The sequence below is a fragment of the Aliiruegeria sabulilitoris genome, assembly GCF_001558155.1.
GTDB classification, from domain to species: domain Bacteria; phylum Pseudomonadota; class Alphaproteobacteria; order Rhodobacterales; family Rhodobacteraceae; genus Tropicimonas; species Tropicimonas sabulilitoris.
Genome location: NZ_LOAS01000002.1, coordinates 298,006 through 323,110, shown reverse-complemented (window position 1 = coordinate 323,110; position 25,105 = coordinate 298,006). Strand labels below are relative to the sequence as shown.

The window sequence follows — 25,105 nt, the reverse complement described above, 5'->3', positions numbered from 1 at the left end:
GCACGAAATGGGCGGACGGTTCGAAGACCTCAACAAGATTCCACAGGTGCCGGCGGCACGGCTGATGGCCCAGACCAACCTGTCGCTGGAAACGGAGCTGGAGGGCCCGGCAGCAGCCGGCGTGCAGGATGTGCTGACAGAGCTGGCAGCGCGGGAAGCCGCGACCGCGCAGGTCGATATGCTCAAGGTAATGGCCGCAAGCCTGCCACCACGGGAACTGACGTGGTGGGCCTGCCTGGCCGGGCGCGACGTGATCGGGCCGGAGGCCACGCCGCCGGCGACACTGGCGGCTGCCGAAGCGTGGGTTTTCCGCCCGTCCGAAGAGGCCCGCGAAGCGGCCTTTCGCGCCAGCGAGGCCGCCGGGCCGAGCGACGATACTTCGCTCTGCGCCTTGCTCGCCGTCTATGCGGACGGAACACTGGGCCCCGGCGACCTCAAGGAATTCCCGGCCCCCGAGGGCGGGGCCGCCGCGATCGCCTTCGGGATGAACGTTATGGCGATAGACGCACGCGGTGGCGATTTCACCGAGGCGGCAGACCTGATGCTGGATCGGGCGCTGGATATCGCCCGGGGCGGCAACGGCCATGTGAAGCAGAAGAACGGGGAGGACGAATGACGTCTCGACCGTTGCTTTCGTTGCGTAAGTGCCTGAAAGTTACGGGGTACAGAAAGACACACGGGTACCCTCAATGACTGTCGTGTTGCATTTCCAGTCTTCGGGCTCGATCCCGGGCGATGGCCGTCCCGTGGCCATGGTCGGCAACTCGCTGACAATTGGACGGGGAAAGAACAATGACCTCGTGCTGCCCGATCCGGACCGGCTGATTTCGTCGAACCACTGCGCTATCGAGGACCAGAACGGCAATGTCGTGGTCGTCGACCTGTCGACCAACGGCACATTCCTGAATTACGGCAAGATCCCCCTGGGCAAGGTGCCGACCCCGCTCAATGACGGCGATATTCTCACCATCGGGAATTACGAACTGGCCGTGGCCATCTCGACGGGCAAGGAGACCGGCCAGCCCGCGTTGCTGGACCCGGTCCAGGGCAGGTCCGTATCGCCACGGGGCGCGCGTCCCGACCAGGATCTGGAAGGGCTGCTGGATGCGCCCTCGATGAGCCAGCAGAAGGACGTGATCAACGAATTACTCGACTCCCCCGGAGGGCCGGTCGGGCCCAAGGGGATCAAGCGGCCCGAGTTGGGCGAGGACGGGCTGCTTCCGCCGCTGGGCGAGGGGGAGGAAGATGACATCCTCGGCAAGGGCCCCGATCCGGACTCGCTGTTGGGCGCCAGTCAGGGCTTGGACAGCTCCTCGTTGAATGACCACATGAACCTGCCGAAAACTGCGAGCTCCACCATACCTGACGATTGGGATCTGGATCTGCCCGTCAGTCCGATCGGCCGGGATGTGCCTGCCGAGAACAACAACCCCTTTGCCGAAGACCCCTTTGCCGAATCCTCCATACCGGGAAGCGCGCCGTCCGGGGTCGGGTCCGGCGCGGCCTTCATTCCGGAGGATCTCGATCTTGATATCGGGGTCGGCGGAGATGGAACGCCCGCAGAAACCACGCCCACGCCCGATTCCGCAGCAGATAAGCCCGCACCTATGGCGTCCGACCCCCTGTCTGGTCCGCGCGTCGCGCCCCCGGTGGCTGCTTCGGTTGCCGCTCCGACCGACCCTGCCAGCGCGGCTGCGCCCGGGCCAGCGACACCCTCCGCACCCACAGAGACACCCGCACCCACATCCGCCGTCCAGGCGTCGCAGCCGGGCCCGCAGGATGCGGAATTGCTGAAAATCCTTCTCAATGCGGCAGGTGTCGGCGATATTGACCTGTCTGACGAGGAGGCGCCGGCCGCGACCGCCGAGCGCCTCGGCAACGTATTGCGGATCGTCATTCACGGGCTGCGCGAGATCCTGATGACGCGCAGCTCCATCAAGTCCGAATTCCGCATAGATCAGACGCGGATTTCGACCAGTGGCAACAATGCGCTGAAATTCTCGGTGACGCCGGAAGAGGCCGTTGAAGCGCTCGTCGGACCGCCGCGCCGCGGCTACCTCGCGGCCGAACTGGCCGCGGACCAGGCGCTGCAGGATATCAAGGCGCACGAGGTCGCGACGATGACCGGCATGGAAGCGGCCCTGAAAGGTGTGCTCAAGCGGCTCTCGCCCGAGGCGCTCGAGTCCGAGATCACCAGCGCCGGCGGCATCGGCAGCCTGCTGAAGGGGCGCAAGGCGCGCTACTGGGAAACCTATGAACGCATCTATGCCGATGTGGCGGATGCGGCCGAAAATGATTTTCACGAGCTGTTCAGCCGGGAATTCGCCCGTGCCTACCAGGAACAGCTCAACAAGTTGAAGGACGGATCATGAACAAGGGCGGGAAACGCTGATGTCCTGGGAGAGCAAGGTTCTTTGGAGCGAAGGTCTGTTCCTTCAGCCGCAACATTTCCAGCAGGCCGACCGATACATGGAAAGCCAGCTTGGCGGGTTGGCCGGGCGGATCCGGCCTTATGGCTGGGGCGTGAGCGAGCTGAAAATCAACGAGGAGATGCTGAAGACCGGGCAGTTCGCGATATCCTCCTGTTCCGGGGTGACCCATGATGGTGCGGTGTTCCGCGTGCCCGAGATCGAGGACCAGCCGCCCTCGCTCGAAGTGCCCTCCACGATCAAGGATTGCATCGTCCATCTCACCATTCCGATCCGCCGGCAGGGGGCGCTCGAGGTCGACATGACCGGGGCGGAGCTTTCGGCGGCGCGCCTGCGGCCCGCCGAGCTGGAAGTGACCGACACGATCGGCACCGGCCGCAAGCCGGCGACGATGGCGGTGGGCAAGCTGCGGCTGCAATTCGCGCTGGATGTCGACGACTTGTCCGACCGCCTGACGATTCCGATTGCCCGGATCATCGAGGTGAAATCCGACAACGAGATCGTGCTGGATACCGGCTTCGTTCCCAGTTGCATGGATGTGCGCGCGGCCCGCCCGCTGCACAGTTTCCTCAACGAGCTGGAAGGGCTTCTCAACCATCGCGCGACGGCCCTTGCCGGGCGTCTGACGCAGGGTGGCACCAAGGGGGCTGCCGAGATCCAGGATTTCCTGCTGCTGCTCACGCTCAATCGGGTGTTGCCGCAGGTCAAGCATATGCTGGCGATCGAGAACCTGCATCCGGAGAGCTTCTATCGCTTCTGCGTGGGCGTTACGGGCGAGCTGGCGACCTTTATCGACCCGAAGATGCGCCCGCCCGATTTCCCGCCCTATCAGCATCACGACCTGACGAAGAGCTTCTCGCCGGTTATTCGGCAATTGCGCCAGTACCTCTCGGCGGTGCTGGAGCAGAACGCGATCTCGATCCCGCTGGAGCCGCGCAAATACGGCATTTCCGTCGGCCTCATCGCCGACCGCAAGCTCATCACCACGGCCGGCTTCGTGCTCGCCGTCTCCTCCGACGCGCCGGCCGAGAATGTCCGCCGCCATTTCGCCGGTCAGTCCAAGATCGGCCCGGTGGAGGAGATCCGGCAATTGGTCAACTCGGCCCTGCCGGGGATCACGTTGCGACCGCTGCCGGTTGCGCCGCGCCAGATACCGTACACGTCCGGCTCGGTCTATTTCGAGCTCGATCCCAAGAGCCAGTACTGGGGCAAGATGACGACATCGGGCGGCATCGCCGTGCATGTGTCGGGAACCTATCCGGGGCTCAAGATGGAACTCTGGGCGATCCGGCAAAACTGATAGGAGCAAGGCGAGCAGACCATGGCAAGCGACGATCCTTTCTCCGAGATGGAAGACAACGAACGCACGGTCATCCGGCCCAATCCCGGTGGACGGCGTCCGCCGCCTGCCCAGCCTTCAGCGGCACCGCAAGCGGCGCCCGGCGGTGCGCCGCCGCAGCAGTCCGCGCCACAGCCCGCCCAATCGGCGCCCGCCAGCAGTTTCGGCGTGCCGAGTTCGTCCGCGCCATCGGGTGGGGGGAACGCCGCCGAGGAGGCAGCGCTGCTGCCCCAGTCCTTCACTGGAATGAACCGGCTGATCGCCTGTGCCGCGCCGCTCTTTGCGCTGGTCAGCCGTATTTCGAACCGGGCCCAGCATGCCGATCCGGACCGGCTACGGCAAAATGTCGTGGGCGAAGTGCGCGAGTTCGAGAGCCGCGCCCACCAGGCGGGCTGTTTGGATCAGGATGTGAAGGTGGCCCGCTACGCGATTTGCGCCACGCTGGATGACGTGGTGCTGAACACGCCCTGGGGCGAGAACTCCTCCTGGTCGCTGCAGAGCATGGTGGCGACCTTCCATCGCGAGGTGGTCGGCGGCGACCGGTTCTATGACGTGCTGGCCCACATGGAGAAGGACCCGCCCAACAATATCGAGCTGCTCGAGTTCCTCTACATGTGCATGACGCTCGGCTTCGAAGGCCGCCTGCGCGCCGATGTGGACCCCAACGGGCCCGCGCGGCATCTGGAGGTCCGGGGCGGGCTTGCCCGGCTGATCCGCAACCAGCGCGGCCCGGTCGAACGCGAGATATCGCCGCATTGGAAGGGGCTTGAGGTTCCCAACAATCCGCGCTCGATCTGGCGGCCGGTCTGGATCGCCATGAGCATCGCCGCGGTGCTGTTGATGCTGGCCTTCCTTGCCTTCACCTGGGCGCTTGGCGGCTCGACGGAGAGCGTGACCGGACAAATCTCGCGTCTGGAATCTAACGTCCCCCCGACGATCGACATCAAGGCGCCGCCGCCACCGCCGCCGCCCGCACCGGTTGTCGCCGTACCGGAGAAATTCAAGGAATTCCTGGCCGAGGAGATCAAGGAAGGGCTTGTCGAAGTGCTTGGCAATGCCTCCACGGTGACGATCCGCATCAAGGGGGCGGGCATGTTTGCATCTGGCTCCAACGTGTTGCTGGAGAAATTCCACAAGCCGGTGAACCGTCTGGCCGAGGCGCTCAACGAAGAGCCGGGGCCGATCATCGTGGTTGGCCATTCGGATTCTGTGCCGATCCGCTCGTCGCGCTATGCCTCCAACATGGAGCTGTCGCTCGACCGGGCCAAGTCGGTCGAGAAGATGATTGCCGCGATGCTGGACAATCCCCGACGGCTCTCGGCCGAGGGTCGCGCCGACAAGGAGCCGATCGCGTCGAATGAAACGAAGGAAGGCCGCGCCGCCAACCGGCGGATCGAGGTCGTGCTGATGAGGAACGAACCCTGATGTCTGCCGTTCTGCGTTTCTTTACCTCCGCCTATTTCGTCATCTTCATCGTGACGCTCATCCTGTCGCTCTGCTTCTGGTTCTTCAGCCCATGGATCGGCGGCGAAACCTGGCAGCCCTTTGCCGGGTATCTCTGGCGGGGCGTCGTCGTCGGCGTGATGTGGTTCATCGCGCTGCTCTGGATCCTGATCATCGCCATTCGCCGCGCGCGTCGCGACAAGAAGATGGCCGAGGAGATCGTCGAGAGCGTGGCCGTGGATGTGGACCCGAACGATGAAATCGTTCAGGCCGAGCTGGACGAGATGAAGTCCAAGCTGCGCGGGGCGATGACGCAGCTGCGCCGCTCGAAAACCGGCCGCCGGCATCTCTACGAGCTGCCCTGGTATGTGATCATCGGGCCGCCGGGGGCAGGCAAGACCACTGCCATCGTCAATTCCGGCCTGCGCCTTCCCTTCGCGGGGGAGGATGGCGAGAGCTCGATTGCCGGCGTTGGCGGCACGCGCAACTGCGACTGGTGGTTCACCGAGGATGCGGTGCTTCTGGACACGGCGGGGCGCTACACAACGCAGGAAGGCAATGCGGATGCCGAGAACGCGGCCTGGCTCGGTTTCCTGAAGCTTCTGCGCAAATACCGCACGCGCCAGCCGATCAACGGTGCCATCGTCGCGATCTCGCTCTCTGACCTGTCCTTGCAGGACGAGATGACCCGGCAGGGGCACGCCGCCGCGATCCGTCGTCGCCTGACAGAGCTGCGCGATGAGTTGGGCGTGCGCTTCCCGGTCTATGTGCTCTTTACCAAGTCCGACCTGATCGCGGGTTTCACCGAGACCTTCGAGCCGATGGCCAAGGAGGACCGCGAACAGGTCTGGGGCTTCACGCTGGAGCTGGACAAGAGCAAGGGCCAGCGCTCGCCGATGGAGAATTTCGACGCGGAATTCGGCGCCCTTCTGGAGCGTTTGAACGCGCAGTCCCTGGAACGGCTTCAGCACGAGACCGATCCGGCCCGCCGCAGCCTGATTGCCGGTTTCGCCGGGCAGGTCGCCTCCATCCGGCAGGTTGCACATGATTTCCTGTCCGAGGTCTTCGTGGACAGCCGTTACGAGCAGCGCCACATCCTGCGCGGTGTCTATTTCACCTCCGGCACACAGGAAGGGAACCCGCTCGACCGGCTGATGCTGGCCATGGCGCAGACATTCGGCATTGGCCGGCAGGCCATTGGTTCCGGACGGGGGCGCGGGCGCTCCTATTTCCTGACCCGGCTCTTCGAGGGCGTGATGTTCCCGGAGGCGGGGCTCGTCTCCATCGACGACAAGGTGGCGCGCCGCTATCGCTGGTCGCGCCGCATCGCCATCGCTACCGCCGTGCTGGTCGTGCTTGGCGTGGGCGCGCTCTGGACACGCTCGTACCTGGGCAACCGGGACCTGCTGGCCGAGGCGTCAACACGGGTCGATAACTATCAGACCGCGGCGGCGCAGATTCCCGGCAGCCCGATCGGCGATACGGATTTCCCGGCAATCGTTCCGGCGCTGAACATCCTGCGCGACATGCCGACCAACCCGCGCACGCAGGATGTCGAGCCGGAAACACGGCTTGGGTTCGGCCTCTACCAGGGCGAGTTGGTGGGTAACTCGGTGGCGCAGACCTACCGCTCCGCGCTCAACCAGCACCTGTTGCCGCGGGTGCTTTTGCGGCTCGACGAGCAGATGCAATCATCGATGAGCGATCCGGACCGGCTCTACGAAGCCCTCAAGGTCTACCTGATGGTCGGCCAGCAGGGACCGATGAACAAGGAGCTGGTGCTGGACTGGATGCGGCAGGACTGGGAGCAGTTTTACTCGGGCGCCGTAAACGAGGAGTTGCGGGCGGATCTGGAGGGGCATCTCGCAGCCCTGCTCGATCAGCCGATGCTGGAGGTGAACCTGAACGGTCACGTGATCGAACAGGCGCGGGCGGAGATCTCCGCAATGCCGCAATCGGACCGGATCTATACCGGCATTCTCAACAATGCCGAGGTGCGCGCGCTGCCGCAATGGCGCCCGACCGATGGCAATTCGCAGATCGGGCGCGCCATGCGGCGATCCTCCGGGGCGTCGCTGGGCGACGGGATCGAGGGTATCTTTACCCGCTGCGCCTTCCACGATGTTTTCGTGCCGCAGGCCCTGCGGGTCAATGAACAGCTGGCCAACGAGGCCTGGGTTCTGGGCGAGGTCACCGAGGACAGGACGGAGGACTTCAAGACGGCAACCACGGTTGGAGTGTTCCAGCTCTATTTCACCGATATGGTCGGTCGCTACGACGCGATGCTTGCCGATCTCAATATCGTTCCCTTCGACTCCCCTGAACGGGCGGCGGAAGTAACGAACGTGCTGTCGACACCGGCGTCGCCTATCCTCAACGTGCTGGAGGCCGTGGCCAACCAGACAAGGTTGACGGAACCTTGCGATGCAGTGGATGAGGCCACCGAGGCGGCGGGCGGCGTTGTGGGCAAGGGCGTGGAGCGGGTCTTGCGGGCTCGGCTGAGCTTCCCGCAACGTGTCCTGAAAGATGCGGTGCAGGCGAGCCTTGCCGCGAGTTCGGGCGGTGAGGAACTGCCGCTGGGCTCCGAGGTCGAACGCCGCTTCACCTGGCTGCACAACATGACCGCCCGGCCCGATGGGCAGCCGAGCGAGTTGGACGCGTATATTTCCCAGCTCAAGGAAGTCTACCTGGAATTCAACAAGCTGACCTTCAGCGGCGGCACGGGGGACCTGCTCGCCAACCCCATCATCACCGGTTTCCAGCAGATGGCGAACCTCAAGCCCGACCCGCTCAAGCGCTGGTCGACACAGATCACTTCCGGCACGACGGGGCTGGGCCGGCAGGGGCTGCGCGCGAAGCTGAATTCCCAATGGCAGGCCGAGGTTCTGCCGCTCTGCGAGAAGGCGTTGAGCAATCGCTACCCGTTCGATCGGCGCGCGCAGGCCGATGTCGCCTTGCAGGATTTCACCCGGCTCTTCTCGCCCGGGGGGCTGATCGACGCGTTCTTCTCGGAGAACCTTGCCGAGTTCGTGGATATGCATGCGAACCCGTGGGCCTTCCGGGGCGGTACGGGCGAGGAGCTGGGGATTACACCGGCGGTGTTGGTGCAGTTCCAGCGCGCGGCACAGATCCGGGAGACCTTCTTTGCCACCGGCCAGCTCGGCTTCACCACCCAGCTTACGCCGCAGGCACTCGACGCGAAGGCCACGCAGATGCTGCTGGAATTGCACGGGGTAAAGGTGCGCCAGCAACGCGGCAGCCGGGCCACGCCCGCGAATGTCGAGTGGCCGGGATCGGTCGGGCTTGCGCGGCTGACCGTGGCGCCGCAATTGCCAAATGGCGAAAGCACGATATCCCGTGACGGCCCCTGGGCGATGTTCCGGCTGATCGATACCGGACAGGTCCGCAGCACAACCGAGGATCGCCGACGGCTGTACTTCAGCGTTGGTGGCCGCCGCGTGGTGCTGCTGATGCAGCTTGGCTCGGTCAACAACCCGTTCAGCATGGCGGCGCTGAGCGAATTCAAATGCCCGACGAATTTCTGATGTCAGGGATCGATCTCCTCGGCCCGGTCGGAGCCTTTGGCAAGATGCCGTCACAGGGCGATTTCTTCTGGATCGACCTGCCTGCGGGCTTTGCCGTGGTTTGGGACAAATGGTTGAGCAACAGCCTGAAACGGGCGCGCGGATATCTCGGGGAGCGCTGGCAGGAGTGCTATTACACCGCGCCGATCTGGCGTTTTACGCTGGCCCCGGGCGTGGTTGCGAACCAGGCCTTGCTGGGGGTGCTGATGCCCTCGGTGGACCGCGTGGGCCGTGCCTTCCCGTTGACCTTGACGATGCCGGTCGGGGCTTCGGCGGCAAGCCCGTTGGGGCATATGTCCTGTGGCGGCATCTTCGATGCGCTTGAGACGCTGGCGCTCGACGCGCTGGATTTCTCGATGACCCAGGACGCTTTGCGCCGCCGGCTTGGCGCGCTGAAGGGCAGCTTCATGCTGATGCCGGAAAGCGACGCCCCGTCCATTCCCGAAGCATTCACGCGGGAGCAGGTCCGCGGTTATTGGAGTGCGCTCGTTGGCGAACGAACCGAGTTCCTCGGAACCTCCATGCTGCCGGCAGGGCGGCAACTGGCTGCCATGTTCGACCCGAGTGATGAGTGCTGGTCATCGGAGGCCGTGTTATGAGACAGGTTCGTCACAGTGCAATTTCGCATGTGGGCCGGGTCCGGCAGGTAAACGAGGACAGCCTGCTCTCTCTGCCCGAACGGCAAGTCTGGGCGGTGTCCGACGGCATGGGAGGCCATGCCGCGGGCGATTTTGCCAGCCAGACCGTGGTCGAAACCATCGTGACGGCGCCCGAAACGGGCGATCCGGGCGAACGAATGCGGGCGATCCGGTCCGCGCTCCACGATGCCCATGCCCGGATCAAGGATTACGCGATTTCGAGCGGGCTCGGAACGGTTGGCGCAACGGTTGTGGTGCTGTTGCTGTCGGAGGCGCATTTCATGGCCTTCTGGGTGGGCGACAGTCGCCTGTACCGGGTGCGCAATGCCCAGATCGAGCTGCTGACCCATGACCATTCTATTGTTGGCGCGCTTGTCGAGGCGGGAGAGTTGACCTGGGACGAGGCCGATCACCACCCGCAATCGAATGCCATCACGCGGGCCGTCGGGGTAGGCGATGCGCTCGAAATCGATAAACGCCGCGGCGAGTTGCAGCCGGGCGACCGGTTCCTGCTCTGCACCGACGGGTTGAACAAGTATATCGGTTTCGAGGAGTTGCAGGCCGAACTGACCGCGTTGCCGATCGAGACGGTGAGCCAGCGTCTGGTGCAGATCGCGCTGGATCGTGGCGGTGCGGACAATGTGTCGGTGATCGTCGTCGATGTGTGAGCCCGTCAGCCGGGACCCAATCAGCCGGGCACCGACAAGGTCAGCAACCGGCTGTCGAGTGCATCAATCGTAACGCCGCCGCCGGAATTCACCTGTTTCAAGGCTTCCGCATACCCTTCTGCGCTTTCGGATATCGGGCGGAAAGTGTCGAATATCGGCGTGGCGGAATGGAGAACGAGCACCTTGCTCTTGCCCAGCAGGCTGTCATCCACAAGAAAGGCGATCTTGTCCGACGCGGCTTCCGAGCGCGGATAGGCAACACGGATCGGAACCGCTCCGCTTTGCCCGTTCCGCAAGTTGGCAACGCTGTTATCGGGGCGGGCCACGTTGGGCAGCAGGTGAAAGACGCTCCCCGTCACGTCGATGATGGAGACATAGAGGTACCCGTCCTGCAGGCTTGCGGGCAGGACGACGTCGATCACCGGGTTCTCTCCGACAAAGAATTCGCCGGAGGGGTTGGGGTTCCCGGTCGCGCCGAATTCCAGCGCAACCTCGATCCCCTGGGAGGGCAGGTTGGGGAGCTGTCCCTCGATCACGCAGAGCGCGGGGTTGAGCAATTCGGTCGTGATGGAGATGTCGCGCCCTTCGGCAACCGAACTGAGCAGATCGAACAGATCCTGTCGGGCCTCCGGGCCGGACAGCGTTCCGGCGATCTCGATCGTGTCGTCAATCCCGTAGCCGCCGCCCGGGGGAGAGATCAGCTGGAGCGCGCCGCAATCGGAAGCAGTCTCGACGATCGCCTGCACCTCGGCGACCGGGAGAATGGGCGGGATGAAGTCGATCTGGCCGGATAACTGCATCCCGTCCGGCAAGGAGGCCGTGCGGAGGAACTGTTGCAGACTTTCATTCACCCCGGCATCCGTCGTGTGTCCGGAAATGGTGATGCTGTTGCCATCGACCCGAAGGTTGTAGCTGTTCAGCGCATCCACCGCGTTGAGCACCGAGGCGACCGCCGTTGGCCATCCCTCGGAAATATCTCCGCGCGCAAGGCTCAGGTTCTGCGAGCCATTCTGCCGGGTCGCGCGCTGCACCAGGCTGTCGAGCATCTCCTGTGTGGGCACTGTCCCGTTCAGCACCGGCCCGCCGATCTCGCCGCGTTCGGCGGTCAGAACGAAAGGATCTGCGAGCGGCAGGCGCGAGGCGATCTGGGTCGAGTAAAAGAACCACCCCCCGGCGCCAAGCGCGACCAGCAGCAGAACCGCTAGCAGGCCGGGCAGAAGAGAACGCTTCCCTTTCGGTTCCGGCTTTGCCTTCGCCGGTTTGTTCTTCTTTGGCGGTTCGGGTTTCTCGTTCGAGCGCGGGGCTGGCTCGGAACTGGGCAAGCCCAGCAATCCCGGCGGCAGGGAACCGGCGCCGGATTTGCTGCCCTTGGCCGGGGCGACGCCGGTGATGCGGTCGATCTCGTCGAGGATCTCCTGGCAGGACTGGAAGCGCGCCGCCGGGCTGGGGTCCAGCATCCGGGCCAGCAGGCCGGCGAAGGGCTGCGGCACGTCTGTCAGGTCGACTGCCTGCTTCTTGACTTCCAGCATCTCGATCAGGCTGCCGCCGAGACGCGGGGACTTCCCGCGAAAGGTCGCCAGCAGGGTCATTCCGAGCGCATAGATATCCGTGCGAGCATCGGCCATGCCTCCGAACTGCTCGGGGGCGGCGTAGCTGAACTTGCCGGCAAACTCGGTGCCGACGATCGTCTTTGCCCCCGGGTTCGCATCCTTGGCGATGCCGAAATCGATGATCACCGCCGCCGCTGGGTCGCCATTCTTGAGGATGATATTGTCGGGCGACAGGTCACGGTGGACGATCCGGCGCTCATGGGCCGCTTGCAGACCCTCGGCAACGCGTCGACCGACGATCAGCAACTCTTCGGGCGGCATGCCGCCGGCCTTCATCTTGTCTTCGAGCGAGGGGCCATCGACATAGTCCATCACAAGATAGACATGCCCGTCTGCCGTCCGGTGGTTTTCGGAATAGCCGACAACCGCGTGATGGCGGATGTCCCGCATCTCCTCCTCGCGCTTCATCAGCACGAGGAAGTCTTCCTTGTCCGCGAATTCCGCCTTCAGGACCTTGAGCGCCACAAGCCGGCCAGAGATCTCGTTCCGGGCCCGGAATACTTCCGAGGTGCCGCCACTGCCAAGAATGGCTTCGATACGGAACGTGTTATTCAGCAGATCGCCGATGCGAAACTCGGTATCACCCGTCCGGCTGTTCATTGTCGTGTCGCTGCCATGCGCTTATTCCTTCCGGACGGCGCTCTCGGGATCAACTGATAAGCTGGAATTCAACCCGGCGATTCTCGTCGGCGGTCGTGTCACCGTCGTTGACGGGGTGGGTTTCGCCGGCGCCGATGGCCAGAAGGCGCTCTTCCTCGATGCCGCAGGTATTGACCATGTAGCGTTTCACCTCGGAGGCCCGCAGAAGGGACAGGTTCTGGTTATAGACTTCGCTGCCCTTGGAGTCGGTGTGACCGACGATCCGGAACACCTGTCCGGACATGTTGGTCATCGCCTCGCACAGGGTGGCGAGCTTGGGCATCTGGTCCTCGCGCAGCAGCGCGGAGTCGAAATCAAAGGAGATACGCACGTTGATCTCTGTGCCCGCGTCCACCGGCGTATAAACGGATGCCTTGGCAACCTGCGCCTGAGACGTGGCGGGGGCGGTATCGGTGCCCGGTGCGGGGGCAATCACCAGCCCGCGTGTTTTTTGCTGCTCGAAAATTTCCTGAAGCTCCTCCGCGGTCTGCTCCGACGCGTCGGTACTTTGAGCAATCGCCGGAACTGCCAGGCTGGAAATTGCGAGGCACAGGGCAGCCAGTACGGTCTTGTGGGTCATGGGACTCTCCCAATGCATGCTTAAAACTGAAATCAGGTTATACCACTGCCCTATTTGCGGCAACGTCATTGAGCGCCTTGTGAAAACTCTCTGTGCTTGCATGCTATGGGCGCGGCGCGTTTAGTATGTGAAGAACAGATTTGATGAAGTGACAGGATGAAGAAATGCGTTTGCTTCCGGCAATCATCATCGCGGTAGCGCTCCTGATTGCGCCTGTCCTGTGGATCGTGTTGCCCAAGGCGTTCAGCGGCCGTCCCCAGATGCTGGGGCCTGATGCGGACATGCGGAGCATCGTCATCGCGATCGAGGATATCATCCTGGAGAACATGGACCGGGAGAGCACGGTGTTCGAGCTGCAGGACAGTATCGAGGCGCTGAACGAGACGATCCAGAAACTCAACACGCGGGTGCAGAAGCTCGAGGCCGAGGTCGCCCAGGCGATCATGTTCGGCGGCCGCACCAGCGTGCCGCAGGGCGGCAGCCGGGCGCCCATCGGGGAAATGTCGGCCAGCGATTACACGCAGGTGGTCGAATGGATCGACCGGACCGCGTTCAACAAGCCGCTGACCGTCGCCTCGCCTCGATTCCTGACCGAGCTTCTGGGGCCGCCGCGGCAGGTTCTGACCGACGATTGCCAGCCGATGCAGAACCCGGACCTGAAATCGAAACTACGTGTGGAACAGGTAGGGCCGATCCGGGTGCAGATGCTGGAGCCGGCAATCGAGTCGCTTCGCCGGGTCTTTGGCGAGGTCGAGAAGGTCGACCCCAAGCTGCATGACATGATCCAGACCGCCGGCTCGCTCTGCGTGCGCCGGATCCGTGGATCGACCAGCGTCTCGACCCATTCCTTCGGCTTGTCGGTCGATCTCAAGATCGGCGACAGGCTGGACGCGTTTACCGATGGCACGACCCAGCTGGGCCTGACCATCATGGCAGATTTCTTCCACGAGGAAGGCTGGATCTGGGGCGCGGGCTTCCGGCGCGAGGATTCCATGCATTTCGAAGTGAGCAAGGAAAAAGTCCTCGAATGGCGCGCAGCCGGGTTATTATAGGGGCGGAAAGTCCCGCTTGAAATGGAGTCGCTCATGTCCATTCTGACACGAATCCTGTTCGCGATCGCCATCATCGCGCCGCTGCCCGCTCTTGGCGCGGCAGAGCGTGTCGCTTTGGTGATCGGCATGGGGAATTACGAGCATGTCGAAGCGCTCGACAACCCGGTGCGCGATGCCACCGCCGTGGCCGAAACGCTGGAAGGCATCGGCTTCAAGGTGACGGAAGTCGTCGATGCGCCCTTGCAGTCGCTGCTGAAGACGCTGGAGGATTTTGCCTTTCGCTCCGAGACCGCCGAGCTTGCCCTGATCTATTTCGCTGGTCATGGCGTGCAGGTGCAGGGCGAAAATTTCCTGTTGCCGGTCGATGTGCAGCCGCGCTCCAATGACGATCTGAGACGGCAGGCCATTTCGCTCGACAGCCTGCTTGCCGTGGTTGACCGGGCCCGCAAGATGCGAATCGTCATTCTAGATGCCTGCCGGAACAATCCCTTCGGCGGCGGGATTTCCCTTGCGAGTTCCGCCGAACAGGTGGATGCGGCCGGCGGGCGCGGTCTCGTCATGGCAGGCGGCGGGCTGGCTGCCTCCGCGCCGGACCGGGGAACGCTGGTCTCCTACGCGGCCAAGGATGGGTCGGTTGCGCTGGACGGTGCTGGCACCAACAGCCCCTTCGCGCGCGCGCTGATCGAAACGCTGCCACAGCCGGGGTTGGAAATCAGCCTGATGTTCCGTCAGGTGCGCGACAAGGTCCTGGAGCAGACCGGGAACCGGCAGGAGCCCTATTCCTATGGCTCGCTCTCGGGCGTCCCCTTCTACCTCGCCGGGCCCGACGAAGGCCAGCAGGCTCTGCCGGTCGATGACCTGGTTGCCGCGTGGTCTTCGCTGCCGAAAGAGCGCGAGCCGGAACTGGTCGCGCTTGCCGAAACGGGCGACACCCGCTCAATGGTCGCGCTCGCTGCGCGCCGGCTGGATCGGGGAGGCGATTTCCGTCCCGCAGATGCCGTATCGTGGTATTCGAGAGCCGCGGAGGCGGGCGATCCGCAGGCGCAGTTCGAGCTTGCCCGCATCTACGAGGAGGGAGTCCTCGTGCTGCCCGATCCCGCGCGGGCAAAGGCGCTCTACATGGCCTCGGCGGATCAGGAATATGCCGATGCACTCAACGATGTCGGCTTCTTCTATTTCCACGGCATGCTCGGGTTCGATCCCGATGTGTCGAAGGCGCTGGAATATTTCGAGCGGGCAGCCAACCAGCGCCACCCGAAAGCGCAGCATAATTTTGCCGTGTTGATCGACCGCGGACAGGTGCCGGGCAAGGGGCCGGAAGATGCTGCGAACTACCTCTATGCGGCGCTTCGAGCTGGGGTGACGGAAGTACTGGTGACGCTTCAGCAGAAGCCGGAACTGTTCCAGAGGGAAACTCGCGCAGCTCTGCAGCGTCGGCTTCAGGAACGGGAATTCTATTCCGGCGCAATAGACGGATCCTTCGGTCCGGGAACAAACCGTGGTCTGCGGCGGGCCTATGGTCTGGAGGAGTGATACCTTTTTGCCAAACTGCCGGGATTTAAGGGTTTCGCAGCGTCAATTTCGTTTGTGCGCAAGCAGAATCCGGGCAGTCTCGTTGCGGACCCATATGGACGCAAGCTCCGGAGACTTACATGACCCGCTCGTCTGGCCGTAACCGGCTGTTCCAATTCCGCCCGGCGCGCCTTGTTTTGGCGCTGTTGCTGTCTGCCCTGCCCGCCATGGCCATCGGGCAGGAGGCGTTCAGCTACGAAGAGAAGGTGAAAGCCTACAAGAAGAACATGACCTTGCTGGGTATTCCTGCCGCGACCGTGGCGCCTGACGGGTTGGTTTTTGCCTCGGTCGCCTTCACCGACAAGCGCAACGGCGTTCGCGACGATCCCGACGGCTCCGCCGCCTTCGGTTTCGGTATCGGCGTGGGCGACGACCTGTTCGACCTGCAATTCGCTGCGCATATAACCTCGCTGCAGGATGATTTCGGCGATTCCGGCTTTCTGAGCGTACGCGCCTCCAAGCGGCTCGATCAGGGCGGTATCCCGACCTATCTCGGCCTTGGGGTCAGCCGTATCGGGCCCTGGGGCGACGCCGACTCCGAAGACGATGAGCTTTCTCTCTCGGGTACCCTGACGACCTTCCCGCTGGTGCGTATCGCAGGCGATGTCTACCCGCTCATGCTCACCCTTGGTGCGGGCAACCGGGTGCGGGAGTTCGGCACGGAATCGGGCGTGTTTGCCGGTGCCGGGATCGGTCTTACCGAGCATTTCGGAACGTCCGTCGCCTATAACGGCGACAACGTGGATCTTGGCGCCTCGTTCCGTCTGCCGGGGCTCGAAAGTGTCGGCCTCAATCTCATCCTGAGTGACGCGTTCGATCAGGACGATCGGCAACGTGTCATCTTCTCGGTCAACTGGATCGCTCGCAATGTTTTCTGAACCCGTTTCTGCCGCTCTCCGCCTGCTGTCGCGCGCCGCCGCCGGGGCGCTTTTTGTTCTTTGCGCATTCGCCGCAACGGCCCAGCAAGTTCCGGATGATTTTCCGGATGTAACGCCGACGCCCCCTCCGGTGACAACACCGGATGTGCCTACCACACCAACGACCCCTCCGGTGACGACGCCCGATCCAACCCCCACACCGACGCCCCCTCCGGTGTCATCGCCAGACAATTCCCTTTCTCGGAGCAGCTTCTCCAATATCCATGAGTCCCTGCCTGGCGTCATCCCGGTCTTCGGGGTGGATCAGTCGAACCAGGTTCTGCCGCTCGACGCCACGCTGGCCGCGAATATCGCGACGTCGATCAGCGCAGCAGTCTCGTTCTGCGAGGCCCTGCCCAAGGCGTATCTCGTCGATTGCATGGGCGAGCGGCTGGACTGGATTGCGACGACGCTGCCGGCGGGCACGGCGAATGACGAGATCCGCAAGGTGCTCGACGATGCATCGCGCAAGATCGAAAAGGTCGCCCGGGAGAACCGGGACCGCTCCCAGCCGCGTATTCGCGTCAAGACGCCGGGCCCCAACCCCGTTTCCACCAGCCGCCCGCTGATCGCGGTGAAACCCGAGGCCCAGGCGGCGGCGGTTGCCGAAACGGCGGCAATCCTGGAGGAAGCCAGCGCGCTGTTGCTGCGCTCCTCGTCCCGCTCGCAAGAACATGCGGAGCATTACCGGACGATTGCTGCGGCGCTGGACAGTTCCGCCCTTCTGCTGCGTTCCTGACGAAGGTGGGCGTCAGTTGGCGCCCGAAGAAACGCCGGATGCCGGCACGAGCGGCTTCAACGCCGCTGCTGCCGGCATCTCGCAGCCCGCAAGCTGTCCCGCCGAGATCACGAACTGGTTGGCCGCGGTTTCCACCGCACGTGCCGCCAGAACCTCCGGGTCCAGTTCGATGGACTGAACACGCTCCCGGAATGCCGTCATCCTGTCATCGACCGTCTCTATCCGCGCCTCGACGCTTTCCAGACGGGTCGCAACAGCTTGTGCGGCCTCCGACGTTGCTTGGCCCGAATTCTCTCGTATCGCGGCGAGGTCCGAGCGGAGCGCGGCGATTTCCGTTGTCATGGACTGAACATCGCCCCGAAGTGGCTCCACGCTGACAATGTTGCGGGCGAAATTCGCCGCGACGTTGTCCACCCGGTCGAGCAGCTTCCAGCCAAGGATCAGGCAGAGCAGAACGAGGATCAGCGTCGCATTGATCAGGGCGATGGCGAGGTCGCGCAGGGCGCGGAGCAGGCGGGAAGATGTATCCGACATGAAAAGGGCTCTCAAAGGGAATGACCCCGGCAAGCTAACCGTTGAAGCGCCGGATCGGGAGCCGAAAAATGTTGCCCCTTGTCGTTTCGCGAAAACGCACAGGCTTTCGAAACCTCCGAAACAATGTGCGCCAGGGTGAGGGATTGGGCGTAAATTGCGCTCTATGTGCGAAAGGGCGCTAGAGATTGTCGCATTTCTTTCATTCGACAAGACTTGCGCGCCACTTTATGCGATCTGGTCATCTAGGAAATTTGATCGTCGGCGATGCCGCGAAGGAGGATGTGATGCGTATTGCGGTTCTTGGGGGAGATGGTTTTTGTGGCTGGCCAACGTCGCTGCACCTGTCCAATCTCGGTCACGAGGTGCATATCATCGACAACCTGTCGCGCCGCTGGATCGACACCGAGCTTGGCGTGCAGTCCCTGACCCCGATGGATTCCATCCAGGAGCGCTGCCGGATCTGGCGCGAGGTCTCGGGCAACGAGATCGCGTTCCACCTGCTGGACCTGGCCAAGGAATACCAACGCCTGAAGCAGTGGCTGGCCGAGATGAAGCCGGACGCGATCATACATTTCGCCGAGCAGCGCGCCGCGCCCTATTCGATGAAGTCGGATCGCCACAAGGTCTACACCGTCGACAACAATGTCAGCGCCACGCATAACCTGCTGACCGCGATGGTGGAAACCGAGATCGACGCGCATCTGGTGCATCTGGGAACGATGGGCGTTTACGGCTACTCGACCATCGGCGCACCGATCCCGGAGGGGTATCTGGATGTGTCGGTTGAAACGGATAGCGGCGCCAAGGGAATGGAGATCCTTTATCCGACGAAACCCGGCTCGGTCTATCACATGACCAAGTCGCTCGATCAGATCCTGTTCCAGTTCTATGCCCAGAATGACGGGCTGCGCGTCACGGACCTGCATCAGGGCATCGTCTGGGGCACCAATACCGATCAGACCGCGCGCCATGAGCAGCTCATCAACCGATTCGACTATGACGGCGACTACGGAACCGTGCTCAACCGCTTCCTGATCCAGGCCGCGATCAAGTACCCGCTGACGGTGCATGGAACGGGAGGGCAGACACGCGCCTTCATTCACATTCAGGACACGGTGCGCTGCATCGAGCTTGCGCTGTCCGATGCGCCCGAGCGCGGCGACCGGGTGAAGATCTTCAACCAGATGACCGAAACCCACCGGGTGCGCGACCTCGCCGAGATGGTCGCGAAGATGACCGGGGCCGAGATCGCCTTCCTCCCCAACCCGCGCAAGGAAGCCGCCGAGAACGAACTGATCGTGAAGAACGACAGTTTCCTCGCCCTCGGCCTGAACCCAATCAAGCTGGAAACCGGCCTGCTCGACGAAGTTGTGCATATCGCCGAGAAATACGCCCACCGCGTGGTCCGCAAGCACGTTCCCTGTGTGTCGGCCTGGACAAAGGACATCGCCAAGCGCGTCGTCCACGACCCCGAGGCGGTGCACCTGAAATCGGTCGGTTGAGATGGTCGAAGGGCTTCATGCCAATGTGGCGGCGCGCAGTCGGCACGCCTATGTCACGCTTGTCACCAATGCCGATTACGCGCTTGGCGCGAAGGCATTGGTGCGCTCGATCCGGCTGAGCGGAACAGATGCGGATATCGTCGTTCTGCACACGGCAGCGGCGGACCCGGAAGAGCTGGCACCCCTGCTGGCTCTCGGTGCGCGGCTGGTTCAGGTCGACCTGCTGCCCACCTCGGATGCGTTCAACGAGGCCCACGGGCGGGACCGGCTGCATGGCAAAGCGCCGTTCACCAAGGGCGAGAAGCCGCCTTTCCACACGCCGCTCGACAATTTCGCCAAGCTGCGGCTGTGGCAGATGGTGGAATATGAAAGCGTCGTCTTCATCGATGCCGATGCGCTGATGCTGAAGAACTGCGACCGGCTGTTCCGCTACCCGGAGTTTTCGGCCGCGCCGAATGTCTATGAGAGCCTCGCCGATTTCCACCGGATGAATTCCGGCGTCTTCACCGCCCGGCCGAGCATGGAGACCTTCGAGCACATGCTTGGAGAACTCGACCAGCCGGGCGCCTTCTGGCCCCGCACTGATCAGACTTTCCTGCAGCACTTTTTTCCCGACTGGCATGGGCTGACGGTCTTTGACAACATGCTGCAATATGTGTGGTTCAACATGCCGGCGCTGTGGGATTGGCCATCGATCCACATCCTGCATTTCCAATACGAGAAACCCTGGCAACACCCCCATCCCAAGGCCGACCGGCTCGCGCCGCTGATCGCGCTTTGGAAATCCTATGCCGGGGACGGGCCAGTACCGCTTATCGCCTCCTTGCCCGGGCCGCAGGCATGAAGCTGGCGATAACCGGCGCAACCGGGCTTGTCGGTCGTTTCGTGGCCGAGGAGGCACTGACGGCAGGGGACACGGTCTTGTCGCTGGGTCGAACCCCGCCAAGGCCGGGCTTCTTCTCCGAACCTGTCTCGCATATGCCGTTCGAGCTTGGCGCTTCGCCCCCAAGTCTCGAGGGGGTCGATGCCTTGATCCATCTCGCTTTCCAACACCTGCCCGGGCGCTATCGTGGTGGCGAGGGAACGGATCCGGAAGGGTTCCAACGGGCCAATCTGGCCGGCACATTTCGCCTTTTCGACGCTGCCCGGAGGGATGGCGTGAAGCGCATCCTGTTTCTCTCCTCCCGTGCCGTCTATGGCGACTGGCCCGCCGGAACACGCCTCCAGGAGACCCTAGCGCCGCGCCCCGATACGCTCTATGGGCAGGTGAAGTGGAAGGCGGAACAGGCGCTTGCCGGGCTGCATGGGGCGGAGATTGCAACGGCCAGCCTTCGGGCAACGGGCGTCTATGGACCCGCTGGGCCGGGCCAAGCGCACAAGTGGGAAGAGCTGTTTCGCGATTTCCTCGCTGGTGCCGAGATCACGCCGCGGGTCGCCACCGAGGTGCACGGTGTCGATGTCGCTTCCGCCCTCCGCCTGCTTCTGAACGCGGCACCCGACAAGCTCGCCGGACAGGTCTTCAACCTCTCGGACCTAGTGCTCGACCGACGTGACCTGCTTCGGGAGGTGGCGCGGATTACCGGCGCTTCGAAGCCTTTGCCGCCATCGGCTGACGTGACACAAGTCTCCGAGATGGATTGTGCCAGGTTGCGTGGGCTGGGCTGGAAACCGGGTGGTTGGCCGCTGCTGCGCAGAACACTGCCGGAGATGATTGCCGGGCTTTGAAGCTCGTGCCCGGTCTTGGCCAACGCTTGCTGCATGTTTTCAGCGAATTCGGCACAAAGGCGCATTCCGTCACCGTTAGCCTTATCCGTACAGCCGCAAATTCCGTGGTTGCATCGTGGACAGGGAGCCGGGCGGATGCATTTCGGACTGACCGAAGAACAGGAGATGATCGTCTCCACGGTTCGCAGTTTCGTGGAAAACGAAATCTATCCCCACGAAGCCGAGGTCGACCGAAGCGGGCAGGTTCCGTTGGAACTTGGCGAGGAGATCAAGCGCAAGACGCTCGAGCTTGGCTTCTATGCCTGCAATTTCCCCGAAGAGGTGGGAGGCGCCGGCCTGTCGCATATGGATTTCACCCTGGTCGAACGGGAACTGGGCCGAGGCTCCATGGCGCTCACGCATTATTTCGGCCGGCCGCAGAATATCCTGCTGGCCTGCGAAGGCGCGCAGCGCGAACGTTACCTGCTGCCGGCGGTGCGTGGCGAAAAGATGGATGCGCTGGCGATGACCGAACCGGACGCGGGTTCCGACGTGCGCGGCATGAAATGCGCGGCCCGAAGAGACGGCGGTGACTGGGTCGTCAACGGCACGAAGCACTTCATCTCCGGTGCGGAACATGCCGACTTCTTCATTGTTTTCATCGCAACAGGCGTCGACGACACACCCAAGGGGCCAAAGAAACGGATCACCTGCTTTCTTGTCGATCGCGGCACGCCCGGTTTCGAGGTTCGGGACGGCTACAATTCCGTCAGCCATCGCGGATACAAGAATTCCATACTCTATTTCGATAACTGCCGGCTGCCCGATGCACAGGTTCTGGGCGAGGTTGATGGTGGTTTTGCGGTCATGAACGAATGGCTCTATGCAACCCGCCTGACCGTTGCGGCGATGTCCGTGGGACGGGCCCGCAGGTGTTTTGACCATGCCCTGGCCTATTCGGCCGAACGCAAACAGTTCGGGCAACCGATCGGAAAGTTCCAGGGCATCGGTTTCCAGATTGCCGACATGATCACCGAGATCGACGCCGCCGACTGGCTGACACTGGCGGGCGCCTGGCGCCTGGATCAGGGACTGCCCGCCAATCGCGAGATCGCTTCGGCCAAGCTCTATGCAACGGAGATGCTCGCGCGGGTCACGGACAAAACCTTGCAGATCCACGGCGGCATGGGGCTGATGGACGATCTTCCCGTCGAAAGGTTCTGGCGCGATGCTCGCGTCGAGAGGATCTGGGACGGAACGTCCGAAATCCAGCGCCACATCATCAGCCGCGATCTGCTTCGTCCGTTGGGAGCATGAGTTCTCGTTCCTCCACATTCTTAAATTGCGCAGGGGGCAGAACATGAGGGGTGATCTGGCCAGAATGCTCCGTCCGCGCTCGATTGCCGTGCTCGGTTCCGTTTGGGCGGAGAATGTCGTTTCGCAATGCGAGCGCATGGGATTCCACGGTGATATATGGCCTGTTCATCCGAAGCATTCCTTGATCGCCGGACGCCGGGTGTTTCGGGATCTGTCAGACCTGCCCTCGGCACCGGATGCGAGCTTCCTGGGTATCAACCGCGAAGCGACGATCGACGTGACGCGACAACTGGCGGCGATGGGGGCGGGCGGTGCGGTGTGTTTTGCCTCCGGTTGGCGCGAGGCCGGAGCCGGTGCTCTGCAGGAGGAGCTGGTAGCGGCGGCTGGGAGGATGCCGGTGCTGGGGCCGAATTGCTACGGGATGATCAATTATCTCGACGGTGCGATCATCTGGCCGGACCAGCATGGTGGTCGGCGGGTTGAACGGGGGGTGGCGGTCATCTCGCAAAGCTCGAACATCGCGATCAACATCTCGATGCAGGCGCGGGGTCTGCCGATTGCCTATATCGCCTGTCTCGGCAATGCCGCCCAGATTGGCCTCGCGGACCTGGCCGAGGCGCTGGTTGCAGATGACAGGGTTACGGCGCTCGGAATCTATGCCGAAGGGATCGACGATCCTTCTGCGCTCGCGACGGTCACCCAGGCGATGCGGGCGGCGGGCAGGGGCGTCGTGATGGTCAAGGCGGGCAAGACCGCTGCCGGCGCGTCAGCAGCGGCTAGCCACACCGCTGCGCTCGCGGGCACGGCGGCCGCTTCCTCGGCCTTTCTGCGGCAAAGCGGCATTGCCGAAGTGGCGACGCTGGCCGAGATGATCGAAACGTTGAATGTCTTTCACGCGCATGGGCCGCTTGCCGGAACGCGCTTTTGTTCGCTCTCCTGTTCGGGCGGCGAGGCGACGATGGTTGCCGACCTCACGGAACGCTCCGTTCTGGATTTTCCGCAACCCGAGCCGGCGCAGGCCGAAGGTTTGTCCAGATTGTTGGGGCCACGGGTCAGGATCTCCAACCCATTGGATTATAATACCTATATATGGGGTGACGCGGCGACGACCGAAGCCGTGTTCGCAACAATGCTGCAAGGTTACGATGCCGGGATATTCCTGATCGATCCGCCCCGGCCGGATAGGTGCGACCCGTCTTCCTTCATGCATTCGCTGGAAGCCGCCGAGGCTGCCGGGCGGAGGACGGGCAAGCCGGCTTTTCCGATTGCGACCTTGCCGGAAAATTTCGACGAGGCCCTCGCGATCACGCTTGTCGAGCGTGGAATTGCGCCGCTCAGCGGCCTGGAGACGGCGCTGACGGCCCTGGCGGCGGCGACATCGTCTGCCGGTCGGGACGGGTGGCAGCCCTGGGCAGTGCGGACAGTCCGGCCAACACGTTTGCTGAACGAGGTCGAAGCCAAGAAGATTCTCGCGTCCGCCGGGATAAAAGTGCCACGCGGTGTGAGCGCCGGGTCGCTCCGGGAATTGGGTGCGCTGGCGTCGGAATTGAGGCCGCCATTCGCGCTTAAGGCGCTCGGGCTGGCACATAAGACGGAAGTGGGTGGCGTGCGGCTTGGCCTCGATCATTTGGATGGCGAGGCGCCGATGGAGGGCGCGCGCGGCTATCTTCTCGAGGAGATGGTTTCGGATGGCGTCGCCGAAATGCTGATCGGCCTGCAACGCGATCCGGTCTATGGGGCGACGCTGACGCTTGGCATGGGCGGGGTCACGGCGGAACTGCTTGCGGATAGCGTGACGCTGGTTTTGCCCGTGGAGCGCGAGGAGGTCCAGCAGGCGCTCTCGCGGTTGCGCCTCGCGCCGCTTCTGTTCGGATACCGCGGTCGCCCGGTGGCCGATACCGGCGCGATGGTGGAGGCCGTCATGAAATTGCAAGCGCTGATGCAGTCCGCGCCCGCCTATACCGAGATCGAAATCAACCCTCTCATCCTGCGTGAGACCGGCGCTGTTGCCGTCGACGCCCTGATCCGGAAGGAACTGAAATGACCGAGACTCCCATTCGCACCCGCCGTGAAGGCGGCATTCTCGAAGTGACGCTGGACCGGCCCAAGGCCAATGCGATCGACCTCGCTACAAGCCGGATCATGGGCGAGATTTTTCGCGCTTTTCGCGATGACGAGAGCCTTCGCGTGGCCATTCTGCGCGCCGAGGGCGAGAAGTTCTTCTGTCCCGGCTGGGATTTGAAGGCCGCGGCGGAAGGCGATGCTGTCGACGGGGATTACGGCGTTGGCGGTTTCGGCGGGTTGCAGGAACTGCCGGGGCTCAACAAGCCGGTGATCTGTGCGGTGAACGGGATCTGCTGTGGGGGAGGGCTCGAGCTGGCGTTGTCCTGCGACCTGATCCTTGCCTCGCAGAACGCCACTTTTGCCCTGCCCGAAATCCGATCCGGAACGGTGGCCGACGCGGCGTCCGTCAAGCTTCCCAAGCGGATCCCCTATCACGTGGCGATGGATCTGTTGCTGACGGGCCGGTGGTTCGACGCGGCCGAGGCGAAGCAATGGGGCCTGCTACGGGACGTGACTACGCCGGAGGACCTTCTGCCCAAGGCGTGGGAGCTCGCGCGGCTGCTGGAGAGCGGGCCGCCGCTCGTCTATGCCGCGATCAAGGAGATCGTGCGCGAGGCCGAGGATATGAAGTTCCAGGACGCGTTGAACCGCATCACCCGGAGCCAGTTTGCAACGGTCGAGAGGCTCTATTCATCCGAGGATCAACGCGAAGGTGCCCTCGCTTTTGCCGAAAAGCGCGATCCGGTCTGGAAGGGGCGCTGAACCGGTCGTGTT

General features: G+C 63.3%; 20 protein-coding genes. 17 read left to right on the top strand and 3 right to left on the bottom strand.

What is annotated here, in order from left to right:
• Positions 1-7: 7 nt before the first annotated feature.
• The 7 genes from AX756_RS03665 to AX756_RS03635 all read left to right on the top strand — a co-directional run bounded on the left by AX756_RS03665 (position 8) and on the right by AX756_RS03635 (position 10,101).
• Positions 8-616, top strand: a complete 609-nt coding sequence (locus AX756_RS03665) for a DUF6931 family protein (protein ID WP_068308752.1) — start codon at positions 8-10, stop codon at positions 614-616.
• Between the two features lie 73 nt (positions 617-689).
• On the top strand, positions 690-2,372 hold the full coding sequence (gene tagH / locus AX756_RS03660) for a type VI secretion system-associated FHA domain protein TagH (protein WP_170307833.1): 1,683 nt from the start codon (positions 690-692) through the stop codon (positions 2,370-2,372).
• Between the two features lie 19 nt (positions 2,373-2,391).
• Positions 2,392-3,729 (top strand): type VI secretion system baseplate subunit TssK, encoded by a 1,338-nt coding sequence (gene tssK, locus AX756_RS03655; protein WP_068308750.1) that lies wholly within the window; start codon positions 2,392-2,394, stop codon positions 3,727-3,729.
• Between the two features lie 21 nt (positions 3,730-3,750).
• A complete protein-coding gene (tssL, locus tag AX756_RS03650) occupies positions 3,751-5,193 on the top strand; it encodes a type VI secretion system protein TssL, long form (RefSeq protein ID WP_068308747.1) in 1,443 nt (480 codons plus the stop codon).
• On the top strand, positions 5,193-8,756 hold the full coding sequence (gene tssM, locus AX756_RS03645) for a type VI secretion system membrane subunit TssM (protein ID WP_068308745.1): 3,564 nt from the start codon (positions 5,193-5,195) through the stop codon (positions 8,754-8,756). The genes tssL and tssM overlap by 1 nt, the downstream gene beginning before the upstream one ends.
• Positions 8,738-9,394 carry a type VI secretion system-associated protein TagF gene (gene tagF / locus AX756_RS03640; RefSeq protein WP_068308743.1) on the top strand — a complete coding sequence of 219 codons (657 nt, stop codon included), beginning with the start codon at positions 8,738-8,740 and terminating at the stop codon, positions 9,392-9,394. The genes tssM and tagF overlap by 19 nt, the downstream gene beginning before the upstream one ends.
• Complete coding sequence (locus AX756_RS03635; RefSeq protein WP_068308741.1) at positions 9,391-10,101, top strand: PP2C family protein-serine/threonine phosphatase; 711 nt, start codon at positions 9,391-9,393, stop codon at positions 10,099-10,101. The genes tagF and AX756_RS03635 overlap by 4 nt, the downstream gene beginning before the upstream one ends.
• A 20-nt stretch (positions 10,102-10,121) precedes the next feature.
• Here the strand turns inward: AX756_RS03635 and AX756_RS03630 are convergent, their stop codons facing one another.
• Both AX756_RS03630 and AX756_RS03625 read right to left on the bottom strand, forming a co-directional pair.
• The gene (locus AX756_RS03630) at positions 10,122-12,311 is read right to left on the bottom strand and encodes a serine/threonine protein kinase (RefSeq protein ID WP_068308737.1); all 2,190 of its coding nucleotides are present in this window, start codon (positions 12,309-12,311) and stop codon (positions 10,122-10,124) included.
• Between the two features lie 49 nt (positions 12,312-12,360).
• Entirely contained in the window at positions 12,361-12,930 is a 570-nt protein-coding gene (locus AX756_RS03625; protein ID WP_068308735.1) for an OmpA family protein, read from the bottom strand.
• Positions 12,931-13,094: 164 nt separating this feature from the next.
• Here AX756_RS03625 and AX756_RS03620 point away from each other — a divergent pair, with 164 nt between their 5' ends.
• The 4 genes from AX756_RS03620 to AX756_RS03605 all read left to right on the top strand — a co-directional run bounded on the left by AX756_RS03620 (position 13,095) and on the right by AX756_RS03605 (position 17,210).
• Entirely contained in the window at positions 13,095-13,982 is an 888-nt protein-coding gene (locus AX756_RS03620) for a M15 family metallopeptidase (RefSeq protein ID WP_068308729.1), read from the top strand.
• 33 nt (positions 13,983-14,015) lie between these two features.
• A complete protein-coding gene (locus AX756_RS03615; protein WP_068309070.1) occupies positions 14,016-15,515 on the top strand; it encodes a caspase family protein in 1,500 nt (499 codons plus the stop codon).
• A gap of 119 nt (positions 15,516-15,634) precedes the next feature.
• A complete protein-coding gene (locus AX756_RS03610) occupies positions 15,635-16,432 on the top strand; it encodes a hypothetical protein (protein ID WP_068308727.1) in 798 nt (265 codons plus the stop codon).
• On the top strand, positions 16,422-17,210 hold the full coding sequence (locus AX756_RS03605) for a hypothetical protein (RefSeq protein WP_156461382.1): 789 nt from the start codon (positions 16,422-16,424) through the stop codon (positions 17,208-17,210). The genes AX756_RS03610 and AX756_RS03605 overlap by 11 nt, the downstream gene beginning before the upstream one ends.
• A gap of 12 nt (positions 17,211-17,222) precedes the next feature.
• On the opposite strand, the gene AX756_RS03600 is transcribed toward AX756_RS03605, so the two are convergent.
• Positions 17,223-17,744, bottom strand: a complete 522-nt coding sequence (locus AX756_RS03600; RefSeq protein WP_068308723.1) for a hypothetical protein — start codon at positions 17,742-17,744, stop codon at positions 17,223-17,225.
• 284 nt (positions 17,745-18,028) lie between these two features.
• On the opposite strand from AX756_RS03600, the gene AX756_RS03595 reads away from it, so the two are divergent.
• The 6 genes from AX756_RS03595 to AX756_RS03570 all read left to right on the top strand — a co-directional run bounded on the left by AX756_RS03595 (position 18,029) and on the right by AX756_RS03570 (position 25,093).
• Positions 18,029-19,246, top strand: a complete 1,218-nt coding sequence (locus AX756_RS03595) for an NAD-dependent epimerase/dehydratase family protein (RefSeq protein ID WP_068309068.1) — start codon at positions 18,029-18,031, stop codon at positions 19,244-19,246.
• A gap of 1 nt (position 19,247) precedes the next feature.
• On the top strand, positions 19,248-20,090 hold the full coding sequence (locus AX756_RS03590; RefSeq protein WP_068308721.1) for a glycosyltransferase: 843 nt from the start codon (positions 19,248-19,250) through the stop codon (positions 20,088-20,090).
• Positions 20,087-20,971: an NAD-dependent epimerase/dehydratase family protein gene (locus tag AX756_RS03585; RefSeq protein WP_068308718.1), complete on the top strand. Its 885-nt coding sequence runs from the start codon at positions 20,087-20,089 to the stop codon at positions 20,969-20,971. The genes AX756_RS03590 and AX756_RS03585 overlap by 4 nt, the downstream gene beginning before the upstream one ends.
• 135 nt (positions 20,972-21,106) lie before the next feature.
• Positions 21,107-22,267 carry an acyl-CoA dehydrogenase family protein gene (locus tag AX756_RS03580; protein WP_068308716.1) on the top strand — a complete coding sequence of 387 codons (1,161 nt, stop codon included), beginning with the start codon at positions 21,107-21,109 and terminating at the stop codon, positions 22,265-22,267.
• 43 nt (positions 22,268-22,310) lie between these two features.
• Positions 22,311-24,311 carry an acetate--CoA ligase family protein gene (locus AX756_RS03575; protein ID WP_231700972.1) on the top strand — a complete coding sequence of 667 codons (2,001 nt, stop codon included), beginning with the start codon at positions 22,311-22,313 and terminating at the stop codon, positions 24,309-24,311.
• Positions 24,308-25,093, top strand: a complete 786-nt coding sequence (locus tag AX756_RS03570; RefSeq protein ID WP_068308714.1) for a carnitinyl-CoA dehydratase — start codon at positions 24,308-24,310, stop codon at positions 25,091-25,093. Before AX756_RS03575 ends, AX756_RS03570 begins: the two co-directional genes overlap by 4 nt.
• Positions 25,094-25,105 lie beyond the last annotated feature (12 nt).

What these genes read in the sequence shown, in the direction of transcription:
- AX756_RS03585 (WP_068308718.1), top strand. Translation starts at nt 20,087, where the DNA reads ATGAAGCTGGCGATAACCGGCGCAACCGGGCTTGTCGGTCGTTTCGTG.
- AX756_RS03605 (WP_156461382.1), top strand. Translation starts at nt 16,422, where the DNA reads ATGTTTTCTGAACCCGTTTCTGCCGCTCTCCGCCTGCTGTCGCGCGCC.
- tssM (WP_068308745.1), top strand. Translation starts at nt 5,193, where the DNA reads ATGTCTGCCGTTCTGCGTTTCTTTACCTCCGCCTATTTCGTCATCTTC.
- AX756_RS03665 (WP_068308752.1), top strand. Translation starts at nt 8, where the DNA reads ATGGGCGGACGGTTCGAAGACCTCAACAAGATTCCACAGGTGCCGGCG.
- AX756_RS03630 (WP_068308737.1), bottom strand. Translation starts at nt 12,311, where the DNA reads ATGAACAGCCGGACGGGTGATACCGAGTTTCGCATCGGCGATCTGCTG.
- AX756_RS03635 (WP_068308741.1), top strand. Translation starts at nt 9,391, where the DNA reads ATGAGACAGGTTCGTCACAGTGCAATTTCGCATGTGGGCCGGGTCCGG.
- AX756_RS03625 (WP_068308735.1), bottom strand. Translation starts at nt 12,930, where the DNA reads ATGACCCACAAGACCGTACTGGCTGCCCTGTGCCTCGCAATTTCCAGC.
- AX756_RS03620 (WP_068308729.1), top strand. Translation starts at nt 13,095, where the DNA reads ATGCGTTTGCTTCCGGCAATCATCATCGCGGTAGCGCTCCTGATTGCG.
- AX756_RS03595 (WP_068309068.1), top strand. Translation starts at nt 18,029, where the DNA reads ATGCGTATTGCGGTTCTTGGGGGAGATGGTTTTTGTGGCTGGCCAACG.
- tagF (WP_068308743.1), top strand. Translation starts at nt 8,738, where the DNA reads ATGCCCGACGAATTTCTGATGTCAGGGATCGATCTCCTCGGCCCGGTC.
- AX756_RS03610 (WP_068308727.1), top strand. Translation starts at nt 15,635, where the DNA reads ATGACCCGCTCGTCTGGCCGTAACCGGCTGTTCCAATTCCGCCCGGCG.
- AX756_RS03575 (WP_231700972.1), top strand. Translation starts at nt 22,311, where the DNA reads ATGAGGGGTGATCTGGCCAGAATGCTCCGTCCGCGCTCGATTGCCGTG.
- AX756_RS03600 (WP_068308723.1), bottom strand. Translation starts at nt 17,744, where the DNA reads ATGTCGGATACATCTTCCCGCCTGCTCCGCGCCCTGCGCGACCTCGCC.
- AX756_RS03615 (WP_068309070.1), top strand. Translation starts at nt 14,016, where the DNA reads ATGTCCATTCTGACACGAATCCTGTTCGCGATCGCCATCATCGCGCCG.
- AX756_RS03580 (WP_068308716.1), top strand. Translation starts at nt 21,107, where the DNA reads ATGCATTTCGGACTGACCGAAGAACAGGAGATGATCGTCTCCACGGTT.
- AX756_RS03570 (WP_068308714.1), top strand. Translation starts at nt 24,308, where the DNA reads ATGACCGAGACTCCCATTCGCACCCGCCGTGAAGGCGGCATTCTCGAA.
- tssL (WP_068308747.1), top strand. Translation starts at nt 3,751, where the DNA reads ATGGCAAGCGACGATCCTTTCTCCGAGATGGAAGACAACGAACGCACG.
- tssK (WP_068308750.1), top strand. Translation starts at nt 2,392, where the DNA reads ATGTCCTGGGAGAGCAAGGTTCTTTGGAGCGAAGGTCTGTTCCTTCAG.
- tagH (WP_170307833.1), top strand. Translation starts at nt 690, where the DNA reads ATGACTGTCGTGTTGCATTTCCAGTCTTCGGGCTCGATCCCGGGCGAT.
- AX756_RS03590 (WP_068308721.1), top strand. Translation starts at nt 19,248, where the DNA reads ATGGTCGAAGGGCTTCATGCCAATGTGGCGGCGCGCAGTCGGCACGCC.